12 protein-coding genes, 2 tRNA genes and 1 riboswitch are annotated in these 13,042 nt (G+C 49.9%); of the genes, 7 read left to right on the top strand and 7 right to left on the bottom strand.

Annotation, left to right across the window (positions count from 1 at the left end; translation table 11 throughout):
* Nucleotides 1-66 precede the first annotated feature (66 nt).
* From WBG83_RS20500 to WBG83_RS20485, 4 genes are all read left to right on the top strand, one after another.
* On the top strand, nt 67-636 hold the full coding sequence (locus WBG83_RS20500; protein WP_336747226.1) for a xanthine phosphoribosyltransferase: 570 nt from the start codon (nt 67-69) through the stop codon (nt 634-636).
* Nucleotides 637-768: 132 nt separating this feature from the next.
* Nucleotides 769-1,110 (top strand): hypothetical protein, encoded by a 342-nt coding sequence (locus WBG83_RS20495; RefSeq protein ID WP_336747225.1) that lies wholly within the window; start codon nt 769-771, stop codon nt 1,108-1,110.
* A 90-nt stretch (nt 1,111-1,200) separates the two neighbouring features.
* Entirely contained in the window at nt 1,201-1,416 is a 216-nt protein-coding gene (locus WBG83_RS20490) for a hypothetical protein (RefSeq protein ID WP_336747224.1), read from the top strand.
* Nucleotides 1,413-2,102: an adenosylcobinamide amidohydrolase gene (locus WBG83_RS20485; protein WP_336747241.1), complete on the top strand. Its 690-nt coding sequence runs from the start codon at nt 1,413-1,415 to the stop codon at nt 2,100-2,102. The genes WBG83_RS20490 and WBG83_RS20485 overlap by 4 nt, the downstream gene beginning before the upstream one ends.
* A 1-nt stretch (nt 2,103) precedes the next feature.
* Here the strand turns inward: WBG83_RS20485 and WBG83_RS20480 are convergent, their stop codons facing one another.
* Nucleotides 2,104-2,388 (bottom strand): hypothetical protein, encoded by a 285-nt coding sequence (locus WBG83_RS20480; RefSeq protein ID WP_336747223.1) that lies wholly within the window; start codon nt 2,386-2,388, stop codon nt 2,104-2,106.
* Nucleotides 2,389-2,790: 402 nt separating this feature from the next.
* On the opposite strand from WBG83_RS20480, the gene WBG83_RS20475 reads away from it, so the two are divergent.
* The gene (locus tag WBG83_RS20475) at nt 2,791-3,147 is read left to right on the top strand and encodes a hypothetical protein (protein WP_336747222.1); all 357 of its coding nucleotides are present in this window, start codon (nt 2,791-2,793) and stop codon (nt 3,145-3,147) included.
* Between the two features lie 224 nt (nt 3,148-3,371).
* Nucleotides 3,372-6,005: an S-layer homology domain-containing protein gene (locus WBG83_RS20470; protein ID WP_336747221.1), complete on the top strand. Its 2,634-nt coding sequence runs from the start codon at nt 3,372-3,374 to the stop codon at nt 6,003-6,005.
* Nucleotides 6,006-6,245: 240 nt separating this feature from the next.
* Here WBG83_RS20470 and WBG83_RS20465 read toward each other — a convergent pair.
* The 3 genes from WBG83_RS20465 to WBG83_RS20455 all read right to left on the bottom strand — a co-directional run bounded on the left by WBG83_RS20465 (nt 6,246) and on the right by WBG83_RS20455 (nt 7,988).
* Nucleotides 6,246-6,329 (bottom strand) — tRNA-Leu (locus tag WBG83_RS20465).
* A 93-nt stretch (nt 6,330-6,422) separates the two neighbouring features.
* Complete coding sequence (locus WBG83_RS20460) at nt 6,423-7,685, bottom strand: bifunctional DedA family/phosphatase PAP2 family protein (RefSeq protein WP_336747220.1); 1,263 nt, start codon at nt 7,683-7,685, stop codon at nt 6,423-6,425.
* Between the two features lie 219 nt (nt 7,686-7,904).
* A tRNA-Leu gene (locus tag WBG83_RS20455) sits at nt 7,905-7,988 on the bottom strand.
* Nucleotides 7,989-8,213: 225 nt separating this feature from the next.
* Between WBG83_RS20455 and WBG83_RS20450 the strand changes: the two genes are divergently transcribed.
* Nucleotides 8,214-8,426, top strand: a complete 213-nt coding sequence (locus tag WBG83_RS20450; protein ID WP_336747219.1) for a YqzE family protein — start codon at nt 8,214-8,216, stop codon at nt 8,424-8,426.
* An 84-nt stretch (nt 8,427-8,510) separates the two neighbouring features.
* On the opposite strand, the gene WBG83_RS20445 is transcribed toward WBG83_RS20450, so the two are convergent.
* The 3 genes from WBG83_RS20445 to WBG83_RS20435 all read right to left on the bottom strand — a co-directional run bounded on the left by WBG83_RS20445 (nt 8,511) and on the right by WBG83_RS20435 (nt 12,483).
* On the bottom strand, nt 8,511-9,461 hold the full coding sequence (locus WBG83_RS20445) for a hypothetical protein (protein WP_336747218.1): 951 nt from the start codon (nt 9,459-9,461) through the stop codon (nt 8,511-8,513).
* Nucleotides 9,462-9,622: 161 nt separating this feature from the next.
* Nucleotides 9,623-10,624 carry a YqhG family protein gene (locus tag WBG83_RS20440; protein ID WP_336747217.1) on the bottom strand — a complete coding sequence of 334 codons (1,002 nt, stop codon included), beginning with the start codon at nt 10,622-10,624 and terminating at the stop codon, nt 9,623-9,625.
* Nucleotides 10,621-12,483 (bottom strand): DEAD/DEAH box helicase, encoded by a 1,863-nt coding sequence (locus WBG83_RS20435; protein ID WP_336747216.1) that lies wholly within the window; start codon nt 12,481-12,483, stop codon nt 10,621-10,623. Before WBG83_RS20435 ends, WBG83_RS20440 begins: the two co-directional genes overlap by 4 nt.
* Nucleotides 12,484-12,657: 174 nt before the next feature.
* Nucleotides 12,658-12,771, top strand: a riboswitch (glycine riboswitch).
* Nucleotides 12,772-13,042 lie beyond the last annotated feature (271 nt).

Raw genomic sequence — 13,042 nt, 5'->3', positions numbered from 1 at the left:
TGGCTTGAAAGAAACCGAAATGTTATGATAAGGTTACTGAAAGGTGGAATTGATGGAGGTTGGCCTATGGAGTTATTTAAACAACGAATTTTGGAGCAAGCAACAGTCGTATCTGATCAGGTCATCCGGCTTGATGCCCTTTTGAATCACCAGGTGGACCCGCTGCTTGTTATGGAGCTTGGCCGCGAATTCGCCGCCAGATTCCGGGAGTTAGGCGTGACTAAGGTGCTGACTATGGAATCATCGGGCATTTCGCTTGCTTTTGCAACAGCGCTGGATTTGGGGGTTCCGATGGTATTCGCGCGCCGCAAGAAAACGCTAACGACCGATAGCGATGCTTACTGTGAGCGAGTTCCATCCTTCACGAAAGGGATCGTAACCGATATTCTCGTTTCGAAATCGATGCTATCCCCGGGTGAACGAGTGCTGCTTATCGACGACATTATGGCTAATGGGGATGCTGCACGCGGCTTGATGCGCATTATTGAACGGTCCGGCGCAGAGCTTGTCGGTCTTGGTATTGCTGTGGAGAAATCGTTTCAGGCGGGAGCCCGCACAATCCGGGAATCCGGTGTACGTGTGGAATCGCTGGTACGGATTAAATCGCTTGCCGATGGCGGCATTCAGTTTGAATAGCCGCGGTGATGACAGATTGCTACTATGACTTGTATGCGTACGGTAAATTTTTGGTCCGGCCAATCCCTTTTCTGAAAGCGATTTTTCCATTATAATTGGTATAAGGTTTTTCAGAGAGAGGAGTCTCACGTTATGGGGAATGAACAACAATACTCCGCGGAGTTTTTTACGAACAAATTGTCGGAAGCCAAGACGCATTTTGAACGCGCGCTCGACTGCAAGCATACGGACTTTGATGACTTGTATCCTTATATGATTGAACATCCTCAATTTTTCTGGTACAAACGCTACGTAGCTTGGTCTGAGCTGTTGACCATTGTGAAGCTGTGCAATGAGTTGTCCATCGAATGGCATTCGTTGTTCTCTACACAACAGGTGGAGTACATTCAAAAACGCGTCATGTCCAGCAAGGTACTGGACTATTGGTACGAGACCAATGATTCGAAAGAAAGCATGTCGGATAAGCTTGCCTAAGTCTAGGCGAACATCGTACGAGGAATATTGAGAAACCTAATGCCCTGAGGGGCGTTAGGTTTTTTTCTAAAGAAGCAGGAGGGTAATGACATGATTAGTGAGGAGCAATTGGATACATACCGGCTGGAGGGAACGAAGCTCAGGGTCATCCGTGATGCCAACCCGGAGAATGATGTGCGGGGCATCGTCGTTGCATGGGACGAGCAATCGGTACTCATCCGCAAGCCAAACCGCCGTGTCGTGAAGCTGGACCGTCATTATTCGTATCAGCCGGCCTCTGAACAGAGAGCCGATCCTTGGCTGTGATACAGTATGCCGTGCCGATCGAAGGTGTTGTATCGGCCGTAGAGCAGGCTGGCGGCTCGTTTATATTGACGGTCAGAAGCGAGAAGCCGCTGTACTGCTTAAGCACCGGTCTGTGGCAGGGAGGCTTCGGGATGCGGAGGCTGCTGTTTAACCGGCAGGTTCATCACCAGTATATGTCGGACGATCCAGAGCGGGAGACGCAGGCCTTCCTGGAACGATGCGGCTATCCGGAGCTTGAAGCCGCAGGTATGCTTACCGCGGCGCAGGTTGCCGATGCAGGCTATACGTCGATGGAGTTGGACGGGATTCGCGTGTGCTGCTGGGTAACCGCCGGCTTCGGAAATGCGGCGCGGGCCGGATCAGGCGTACCGGCAGGGAGGTTGTTTCCCGGAACAATCAATACGATGCTTTTGATTGAGGGAACGATGTCGGATGAAGCTATGGCCGGTGCGCTTATTACTGCTACTGAAGCCAAAGCAGCCGCATTGCAGCAGCTGGGGGTTATGACCGGAGACGGCGAAACCGCCACAGGTACAACGACAGATGCCGTCATTGTAGCGACTACCGGAACAGGACTTGTCCCTTTTCGCTACGCAGGAACGGCGACAGTCGTTGGGCATTTGATTGGCCGTGCCGTTTATGAAGCATTCATGTTATCAGGGCAGGCGTATTTGCGGCGCCGTTGATTTACTTGGCTGTATTCAGAATGGCCTTTAGAACTTCTCCGACAGACAGGTCGCTGATTTGCTCAACGAGCTTATCAGTGGCCGTTTTGCGTTTTAGGGAGCCCTGCAGGACGACCTGAATCGTCTGATCATTATCAATCAGAACGGACTGTACCTTCAGACTGTCGGATAAAATCGCCGCGATGACGGCCACATCTTGAGCAGACAGGCGGGAGAGTATGGAGGAGCTCTGCTTCGTTTTTTTGCTTGCCTTGGATTTGCCGTTGGAGCCATTTTGACCAGCCATCACACACCTCTCCCCATATCAGGATTTTACGTTATGATTTGTTCTGTCTCTCCCCCCTCAACTTCATTTCCAAAGCCTAATGCGAACGCAACAAAAATCACCGTGAATACGATTAACAGGACATCATGCTGGATATCCTCGATGTCAGCCAATTGTCCGCTCACCACCATGAATTCAGAATTATTAGTAGTATAATCCGAAAGCGGCACAGGGGTTCCAGTAAAATGGCACGTGAGGCGCCGGCTGAAACAAAGTTTTCCATATCTGCATGATGGAAGGTTTATCCTGAACTTGTTACGCACGTATCATGCAGGTGTATGTGTATGGACTGAAGGTTGTGTGGTAAAATAAGGAAAAACGAGTGGATGGTTCTTTGTCAGATCGTAGAAGAGGGGAGGACAGATGCTATTTGGTTTAATTCGCTTGGTTGTAGTGGCTGGTGTTGTTGGCGTTCTTCACAAAAATGGAATCCGTTTTGCGTACTCTATCGGCTTCATCCTGGCGTTCAGCGTGACTGCTGCCGCTTCCGTATGCCTTGGCCAGAACTACGCCCAAAGCCTCATTCCTTCTGTACAGGACGGCATCGGTATCTCCAACCCGATTGCGTATTGGATTATAGGCGAAAGCCTCTGGACACAGGAACAATTCCGCTTATTTTTTGAACGGTCCATGCTGCTGCTTCTTTGTTTGCTTACAGCCATTCCATTCGTTATTTACATGGAGGCCAGACAAATCCGGAAATCCGAGCCCGTGAAATAATGCTTCCTTTATTAGCTGGAAAATTTGACTTTGCTTATAGCATAGAGGGGAGAAAAACAATTTTAGGTAGAAAACTCCCAAGCGAATGTAATAAAATAACAAGGGGCTTGTAAAAATAACCAACATTTTCATGATTGAGGGGCTGTTCCAAGCGAATGAATGTTTTTTCAACAAGAGCAAGCAAGAAAAAGAAAATACTCACCGCGGCCGCATGGAGCTGCGTGATGCTACTAGCCGTAGGAGGGCAGGCTTCGGCGGAAGGGCAGTTCAGCGATCTGCCGAAAGCGCACTGGGCGTATGCTGACGTAGTCCGCCTGCAGCAGGAGCAGGTCATTAGCGGTTATGCGGACGGCTCGTTCCAGCCGGATAAAACGATTAACCGGGCGGAATTCGCGGTTCTGCTGGCGAAGGCGGCCGGAGTACAGGCGGCCTCTGCAGGAGCGTCCACTTACGCGGATGTAGCCATGGACAACTGGTATGCAGCCTACGTCGAGGCCGTGAAGGAGCAATTCGAAGGCGGGACAGCCGGAGGAGAGCAGGTATTTCACCCGGAGGGGGAGGCCCTGAGGGAGGATATCGCGGTGGCTTTGGTGAAAATGCTGAAGCTGTCCGTTGCAGAGGCGGCAGGCGGACAAGCGGCGTTTGCGGACGCAGGCGAGATTTCGGAAGCGGCGAGGCCTTATGTCGCGAGGGCGGCGGAGGCGGGCCTATTGTCCGGTTATGAGGACCAGACGTTCAAGCCGAAGAAGGCGGTCACCCGCGCGGAAGCGGCGGTGCTGCTGGGCAAGGCGTTCCGGAATGGTCAAGTCCCTCAACCGCAGACTCCAGCCACAGAGCCGCCTCAGCCTGAGGCGGAGGCTCCTGTACAGCAAGCATCTGAAAGAAATAAAATGTATCCGATTATCGTTGAAAATCTACTGGCCATGTCCGATACAAATGTGGACGGTTACACTTCGGAAGTCATTCAGATTGCTCCTGCGGAGGATGGGAGCGTTTATGTACTTGAGAAGCGAAGAACTGTACATAATGGAAAACCGTATTTTGTAATCGGAAAATTAGAAGAGAATAAAATATCCTATAAAGAAAAAGATTTAATTACCCCCATTGACCAAATTGGCGGCTTGTTCTATGACCTGCAGACAAAGGAGCCGTGGATTGGCGGATATAGCACAGACGGGAAAAGAATTGAAGTCCGGCCTTCTAAATCTGCTACCGGAACCGCTCCATTTGTACTGGCCAATCCCAATACGGAATGGGTAAATTACCCGGATTCGAATTTTTATCTGCGGCTGAATGAAAGCCAGATGATATTAAGTGATATTCGGCGCGGGCAAATCATGCTTGTCAACAGCTCGGGTGAGGCGGAGCGGCTGGCTATCATTCCAAGTAAAGAGGAACCGAATCGTCGTGTGCAGGCGCTGATTCAACAGGATGCCGTTTATGTAATGGATACCCTGAATCAAGAGCTCAGTGTGATTCCGCTGAGCACGAAGGAGGAGCGGGAAATCACGCGGCTCGATTTGGAGCCCATTACTGCGATAGCTGTACATGAGGGACAGTTTTATTTGGCTTCGGGAGGCCGGATTTATCAGCTGACAACCAAAGGCGAGCTTTCTGAATTTGTCGATTTATCCAAGCTAAGGTACATACCGGGAATGATGGATGAGGACAAGCGGATTACGAGCACTCAATTTCAAGCCACATTTGAAAAGACCGCGGTTGTTGGCTCATTCGCATTCGATTCAGATGGGAATATGGTTTTGTATGACAAAGAAAACAATCTTGTCCGGTGGGTACATTTCAAAGATGATAGCAGCAAGCCAGAGCAAACGACATCCTCCCAAGCAGCCAACAAATGGAAGCAGCTCAATTTACGGGCAGGCTTTACGGCGGATGCCGTGACCAAGCAAATTGCTCCGATAATGTACCCCCGCGATTTTATCGATATAGCGCCTGTGTCTGATGGGGGTGTGATGGTGCTATACGCAATTAATAGTGAACAAAGTTATGATAAAAAAAAGCTATATATATTGAAGCAGTATGATTCCAAAACGGGTCAAATTTACAGCTATACGATCGATAAGGAATTTAGCGTATATAAGCAAAATGATAAGCCCGGGTATTCCCCGTCGCTTATCTCAGTTCTGTTCATCCAAACGCAGCAGCTGGTATATAACATGTATACAAAGGAAGTTTGGCTGCCGGCCAATTATTTGAATGAAAAAATGACTAATTTCTTCAAGTTTACTATGCGGCCCGAGGTCAAGGTGAAGCTGGGCGCGTACAATTTCGAGCAGAACAAACTAACCTCCAATGATTTTCTGGTGTTTACCTCTGACGGTCGTATGATATACAGTGATGTGAAAGAAAAGTGGCTGTATGTGGATGGGCTTGCGCCGGATCGGCTGTACTTGAATGAGGATTTGCAAAGACTGGCAGTGGAGTTCTCTGGAGAGCGAGTCGCGGCTGTGGAGGATAAAGGGATTTTGTATTACTTCGATACCGGTACGAAGAAGCTGAACAGCATCTTATTGTCAACCGGTACACGGATGAGCAGCATGGATGTACCGGAGCAGGTGGACGCTATTAAAGAGATTAACGGAACCTTAGTCTACTTATCCGGCAGAAAATTTTACAGGCTGGGGACAGACGGAAAGTCCAGGCTTCTTCTTGATTTGGATACGGTCGCTGTGCAGAAGGGCATGTATGACCCTGTCACGAAAACGAATAATTTAGCAGTGACAGTACCTGCTGCGATAGGAACGATCACAGGATTTACCGGGGATGGAGACGGTCATCTGTACTTGCTGGAAAAAGGGGAGCTGCTGTGGCGGATACAATTGTTCGAAGGGAACTAGACAGACCAACTCTCGGCGCGTGTGAAATCCTCATCCAAGGGATTCCTTTATAGGAGCCCTTGGATTTTGTCATTGTAGTACCCAAAACGGTCAGCTGAACTTGCAGCTATAAAGTACAACAAAGTGGAGTTCAACAAAAATTACAAAAAGGTTAAGACAAAAGTTACAAAAAAATTACAAAAAAAGTTACAAAAAACAAAGGTCTCAGCTAAAGAGCTGAAACCTTTGTTTGCTTCATTATGCGGTCGAGAGGACTCGAACCTCCACGGCTGTTACACCACTAGAACCTGAATCTAGCGCGTCTGCCAATTCCGCCACGACCGCTCGTTTGAGCGACTCCCTAATTATATAACGTGGCCTAGGAATTGTAAAGCATTTATTTAAGAGATTTTAATTTCCCTGTCGCTCAGCATCTATCTAAAAGCTTCTGCCGCGGCGGGCGAGAATAAGCCGGAGAAATAAATAGCAGATCGTGAGCCAGGCTCCGCCTGCACAGTATCCGGCAATAATATCGCTCGGATAATGAACGCCTAAATAAACCCGGCTTATCCCGATACCCAGAATGAAGCAGATGGACACGAACACGATAACAGCTTTAGCTATCGGAGATCGAAGGAACATGACCAGCAGCATACAGATCATTCCGAAAAAAACGATGGCTCCCATCGAATGGCCGCTTGGAAAGCTGTATCCAGTCTCTTCAATAAGCCGGTGCAGGGTTGGCCGTTCCCGCTGAAAAATATTTTTGAGAAGCTGATTGAATCCGGCGCAGCCGCCCATGGCAACAATTAAAAATAACGCTTCCCAACGTTTTCGCTGCCAGATCATCAAGAGGACAGACAGAATAGTCCATATTGTAATCCCCATCGTTGAGCCGATAAACGTGACGGCTTTCATAATGAAGGTCAGCTGTGGATTAATTTGGCCCTGCACTGCGCTGATAACGGCCGGATCGAAGGTGAACAGCTGTTTGTCCAGCAGCACCATCACGAATTTGGCAAAGCCGGACAAAAATAAAAGCAGAATAAGAATGGAAAGTAAAGTCACCTTTTTTACAGAGGTGGAGCGGGTTGACAATTGCATGAAGCGATCAGTTCCTTTTCGTTTATTCATTATGTACAATGCAAGGATCAGGAGTACAGCAGCACCCAAAAAATATAAGCTGTCATGATGTACCGCGTTGCGGACAAGAACCCATTTTTCCCCTAGGCCATAGCCTAGAGACACAAAGGCAAAATTCCATAGGAGCGCGCCGGAATATGCCGAGACCGCGAATTTCTGTAGCGGGAGCCGCAGCATGCCGGCCATATATGCCGTAAGATGCCGCAGGCCCGGCACAAAGTAGCCGACAACGAGCAGCCAGCTTCCATACTTGGTGAATAATTGCTGGCTGCGTGTTATTTTTTGCTCGGAAAGGTGAAGCTTCGGACCAAATTTGTGCAAGAAAGGAAGACCAAGCTTGTTGCCGATTCCATAGCTCAACGTAATCCCGGCCGCGGTACCAAGAAAAGTGCTGAGCAGCGCTGCAGAAAAGCTGAAGGTGCCTTTATAAATAGTAAACCCGACGAAGGTCAGCAGCACTTCATCCGGAAGCGGAAGGCCAACGACTCCTAAGGCCAACGCTCCAAAAATTCCCCAGTAGCCGTAATGCAATACCCAATGCGCCAGAACATGTTCCACAGCTAACCTCCAGATATAGAGCGGTTTAGTTGACGGCACAAAAAGAAGATGGCTGAAAACGGACAAGTTTATTCTCATTTTACTGTACTGGAGAAGCTTGCTGACTTGAATGGTTCCGGCTTGGCCAAGCGCGTACTATGATATAAAGATACCGATCTGAACGAAAAAAATCAAGGGCACCAGCCTGATGGACTGATACCCTTGATTGCGATTTGCGTATGCGGTCGAGAGGACTCGAACCTCCACGGCTGTTACACCACTAGAACCTGAATCTAGCGCGTCTGCCAATTCCGCCACGACCGCATGGTCGATGTTGCCGATGAACCTGCAATTGATATGGAATCAATTTGCTTGTCTCGGCTACGTTTATGATAATAACACGCTTAAGAATAAGGAGTCAAGCCAGGAGATAAAAGTTCCGCAATTTAGAATTTTAAGGCAAGTGCAGCGCTATTTGTGCAGTATGGGCCTCTTCGGCAACGGGCACACTAATAACATCTCATTTCCAATGAAAGGAGAAGTGTTTATATGGCTAAAGGACAAGATTTAATCCGTTTTATTACGGAGAAAGTCGTTGTTTTTATGGACACACCGCAAGAAAACCGCAGAGCTTGGCGGCAAGCCCGTCAGGCAGTGCGAAGCCGGAGAAGTCCATGGGCAGTACGCTGGTTTGGCATGATCCCCCTGTCGATTCGGATGTGGCTTGACAAAACGGTTCAAAAAATCCGCTCTTATAAATGAAAAATGACATCATGACTTAAAAAAGGCAGCCCCTTTTCATTTGAAAATGGGGCTGCAAGTATATAAAAAGAGGAGGAGAGAAACCTAAAGGAAGAAATTGCCGTACCTTTGAAGCACGGAGAAGGGAATGTAACGGACGCCACCGGTATCGAGAGACAGTCCTACATATGCGGCCTTGTTACTCCAGATCTGATAAGATGAAACCCCAAAGGCATATAATACTGTATGCTCAAAAAGCTTGGCGGTGAACGTGACATTCGCCTCATGATGAACCGCTTGCATGATATCGTGTAGTTCGTGGCTTACGACGGGCTTATGCAGCATCCAATCCGTATTTTCAAACGGGTCAAAAGGAGGCATACTGCCGCTGGCTTGAATGACAGCGCTGCTTGAAGCGAGCGGGCCCAGGGCTTCGGGCACAAGCGCAGTATGGAACTGATTGCTCCGCCATAATGAAACCGTTTCCGAAACAGGAAGCAGCTCGCCTGTTACCGCATCGAGATAATGGGTTTCTTCGGTCCCCTCAAGCTGCCAGACGGTCTGCAGCGGATCCATATAAATTTTTTGCGGCTGCACCTCTTTATTGACGTGCAATCCATACAAGGAGACGTTGTGATTTAACGTAGCTTCGCTAAAAAGAGGGCTGCTGCCTGTGCCGTATTCGCCGAGGAGAAAGCCCCCGATTTCGGTGGCATGGATAATGAAGTAACCCAGCTCCTGCCCATCCTTTTCAAAAATCGCCACCCAGCCATGTGTGCCCGGCCCGAGCGGATAAGTGGTCCAGCCGGCCTCAAGCCATCCTTCAAAGCCGCTGGTTCTGGCAACCTCCTTCACCCAGAGTCGGATATGATCATCGAGTGTGACGGGCTGATCCGAATGCGGAGGAGTGGGCTCAGCCGCGGAAGAGGAAGTCGGCTCAAGTGCCCCCGTTTCTGGCAGGGCAGTCTGGTTAGCAGAGCCGGCAGAAGGAACAAGATAAAACAGGATCAAGCTCATGATCATCAGGCTGGCAAAGCCGGAGGCGGCGGTTTTCACGATCGGTTACTCCTTCCTATACAAATCTAGGAATCTAGCGGCTCCCGGTACAACCTAGTCTAAAGGATTGGCGGCAAAAAGTTTGACGGAAGCTGTATGCGCGCCAAAAAAATTTCCAGCTCCGGTTTTACCTGAATGTTGCCTGAATGTGGCGAGGATCGTCAGCCATTGGCGGAGAGGCTTTGCTGCAAATGAAAATATCCGCAGTTGATGGCAGAAACGCGCACACGCGGACGGAACTGCCACGCAATTTCTTCCTTTCGGCTTAAATACTGCTGCTCGGCGGCATTTTTTTCTTCTTCCTGAAGATTGAGAATTAGCTCCTCGTAGTAAGCCTCAATACGGCGAAGCTCTTCAATCCAGCGATCGTAGGCGTTGTCCGCCCAAGTGTAATCGGCCAGGCGAAGCTTGCCCAGCAGGTGCTGCTCCAGCCGCTTTTGGCTTTCCCGGCTGTTCATGCGCTTGGGCAGCAGCTGCAAACCGGAAGGGAGCTGCGGGGTTAAGGTGCGGCGCAGCAGCTGACGGTGGGCATTCTCCACCAGCTCGCCGGTGCACAGATTAATGGCCATCGAGTGCAGCTCATCCCTTTTCAGATCACACATAAATTCAACCTTATAATTCACCGCCAGCCATGTGCAGTAGGGCCGTCTAGGGATGAAGCCCGCCAGGGAAGATGTGTTTTCCCCGGCAGGCTGCTCAAACAGCTGAATATATTTGCCCTTTTGCTTAACGACCTGAAACAGCTGCTCCAGCCGGCGGCTGCCGTAAGTAATTTCTTCCTTCGGGATACGCGCCGTTTGTATGGCGGCGGGGACGGCAGCGCCGAAGTATCGGTTGATGAGGGAGTCCCCCGGTGCAGCCATGCCGGATGAGGGAAGCATAGCTGCGGACGGTTTGGAATTCGGGAGAGACGCAGTCTGCGGAGGCGGGGAGGTATGCTCCGGTTCCGGCTCCCGCCTGAAAATCAACTGGTAGGTCATCGTTTCGGGCTCGGCCCCTGTACGCTCCACAAAATTCCAATAATACGAACGGCCTGTCAGCTCTCTGTCTGCTTCGGGGGAAAGCTTGACAGTCACCTGCTCCGGAGTTTTTTCGACAATATGGCACCCTGTAGCATTCAAATATTCCATAACGAAGCGCTCAATCTGTTCAATATCCTTCATGTCCGAACCTCCGCGTGATCAATTGGTTTGCCGCAAGAGTCAAACAGGTGGGTCAAATTCTCTGTATCTCCGGCTGGGCTTTGCTTGTGAGTCTGCGCGGCATTAGCTGCGATGGAGGCGGGCGCCGATCCGGAAGCGCTAGTAACCGCCCGGCGTGTTTGTTCAAATTGCTGCCCCCAATCGGACAGCTGCCTGCGGACGTCTTCTTTTGAATCAGCTTCAATGATCATTTTAAAGAGGCTGTTTTCAAGCGAGCTTTGCTTCTCCATCCGTTCCAGAATGACATCCAGCCCGCCGATGACGGATTCGAACAAATTAATTTTCTCATGCAGCAAATCCAGAATGTGCTCCTCAATCGTACCTACGGTAGACAAATTGAATATATTGACGTTCTCCGTTTGTCCGAGCCGGTGCACACGGCCAATCCGCTGCTCCACACGCATCGGATTCCAGGGCAAATCGAAATTAATGATGTTGTGGCAAAACTGCAGGTTAATTCCTTCGCCTCCGGCTTCCGTAGCGATCATGACTTGAGCGCGGCCGCGGAATAAATCCATCATCCAGTCTTTTTTTCCACGGTTCATCCCGCCCCGGTACGGAACGGCTGTGATTTGATGTTTTTTTAAATATTGCAGCAAATATTCCTGTGTAGCCCGATATTCTGTAAAAATAATAACCTTGTCCCCGATTTCGCGAATCAGATCCATCGTTTGCTCCCCTTTGGTGTTCGCCTGGATGCCTTTAATGAGCTCCACCAGCCCCCAAATCTGCTCCCGCAAGGGAGAGTCAGCCGGGGTTTTCTTAAACATGTTCACCAGGGTGACGAATACGGCGTCGCGGCTGCTGCATACCTCGCGCTGCAGCGTGACGAGCGAGAGCATACTATTCATATCGCCCAGCAGGGCCGATTCACGATAACGGTTTTTGACAAAATCAGTTACGCCCTCATAGAGCCGCTGCTCCTCTGCGGACAGTGTGAGCGGCACGTTGCGCACAATTCGGCGGGTAAACTGTATGCCTCCGTCGCTCCGCCGGTTGCGGATCATCACCTTGGACAGCTGCTGCTGGAGCACGCGCTCATTTTTGGCAATCCGTTTATCGACAACGAACTGGGCTGCAAAATGAGAATGTCCCCCGAGCTGTCCCGGCTTCAGCAGAGTAATCAGGTTGTAGAGCTCGCCCAAATCGTTCTGGACGGGCGTAGCTGTAAGCAGCAGGCAGTATTTTTTGCGAAGCTGGGTCACAAATTGGTAATTGGTCGTTTTTTTGTTTTTTAATTTATGCGCCTCGTCAATAATGACCATGTCATAATCAATGTTCAGTACGATGCTGCGGTGAGGATCGCGCTTGGCCGTATCAATGGAAGCCACGATAACATCGCAGCTCTGCCACATGTATTCCTTCTTATGGGCTATCGCGGAAATGCCGAACTTTTGATTCAGCTCCCGCACCCATTGCAGCACCAAAGAGGCGGGAACCAGAATAAGCACCTTGCGAATCAGCCCGCGTATCATATATTCCTTCAAAATCAGCCCGGCCTCAATCGTTTTGCCGAGACCGACCTCATCCGCTAAAATCGCTCGCCCGCGCATTTCGGTCAGCACCTTTTGAGCGGTTTCGATTTGGTGGGGCATCGGAGTTAGATGGGGAAGATGCGTCAAGCACTGAAGCTCATCAAAGCTATGAATGAGGCCGGCCTCTTCCGCTTCGACTGCAAGCTTAAATAGCGTCCAATCATCCCATGGGCCCCCGCGGGAAAGACGCTGATCGAGCTCATCCGCCCAAGCGTCCTGCAGGTGAAGCTGTACTTTGTCATGCAGGCGCGGGGCGCCGCCTTCGGGATTCGGCGTTTGGAACATGCTCAGGCCTCCTAACATAAGTTGAAATGAGTGTGCACTGCCTAGTATGTACCAAATTGCTCCAAATCATCAGTCGATGGAAAAAAAGATGATGTCGTTTCATTAGCCAAAGCTGCTTTATACCTGACCCAGCTATCGTGTACAATGGAGAAGACTGGATAATAAATAAGGCGAATGATCGTGCAGGGAGACATTTCGGGGGAAGCCGGACGGCTGCCCCGCAGTAACGCCGAAGGGGGTAAGCGCAGCAAGCGTCAATCTCTCAGGCAAAAGGACCTGTGCCGGACGCCACTCTGGAGAGAGCCGGCGGGAGAAATCGATCCCGGGGCCACCCACGGGGAAAGGGTCTGAATCGCCCTGCGACTGCCATGTGCGGCATGCGTTCAGACACACAACTCTCAGGTACAAGGACAGGGCGAATGAGATTTTTATCTCCATCTAGTGCACTAAAACTTAAATATAACAACAGTTAAAAGCAAAGAACCTTGCCTTTATAAGTCCATTTAAAAGGCTTGGCCATGGTGGAGTTGAAGTAGTCGATAAACGCAAACACTTGTTT

Origin of the sequence: Paenibacillus sp. y28 (assembly GCF_037137075.1) — a bacterium.
Classification (GTDB): domain Bacteria; phylum Bacillota; class Bacilli; order Paenibacillales; family NBRC-103111; genus JBBBNV01.
The sequence above is the reverse complement of the archived record's forward strand: the minus strand, read 5'-3'. Positions and strand labels throughout refer to the sequence as shown.

Bases quoted from the DNA above. Each gene is read 5' to 3' on its own strand.
- WBG83_RS20500 (WP_336747226.1), top strand. From the start codon at position 67: ATGGAGTTATTTAAACAACGAATTTTGGAGCAAGCAACAGTCGTATCT.
- WBG83_RS20495 (WP_336747225.1), top strand. From the start codon at position 769: ATGGGGAATGAACAACAATACTCCGCGGAGTTTTTTACGAACAAATTG.
- WBG83_RS20490 (WP_336747224.1), top strand. From the start codon at position 1,201: ATGATTAGTGAGGAGCAATTGGATACATACCGGCTGGAGGGAACGAAG.
- WBG83_RS20480 (WP_336747223.1), bottom strand. From the start codon at position 2,388: ATGGCTGGTCAAAATGGCTCCAACGGCAAATCCAAGGCAAGCAAAAAA.
- WBG83_RS20475 (WP_336747222.1), top strand. From the start codon at position 2,791: ATGCTATTTGGTTTAATTCGCTTGGTTGTAGTGGCTGGTGTTGTTGGC.
- WBG83_RS20470 (WP_336747221.1), top strand. From the start codon at position 3,372: ATGCTACTAGCCGTAGGAGGGCAGGCTTCGGCGGAAGGGCAGTTCAGC.
- WBG83_RS20450 (WP_336747219.1), top strand. From the start codon at position 8,214: ATGGCTAAAGGACAAGATTTAATCCGTTTTATTACGGAGAAAGTCGTT.
- WBG83_RS20440 (WP_336747217.1), bottom strand. From the start codon at position 10,624: ATGAAGGATATTGAACAGATTGAGCGCTTCGTTATGGAATATTTGAAT.
- WBG83_RS20435 (WP_336747216.1), bottom strand. From the start codon at position 12,483: ATGTTCCAAACGCCGAATCCCGAAGGCGGCGCCCCGCGCCTGCATGAC.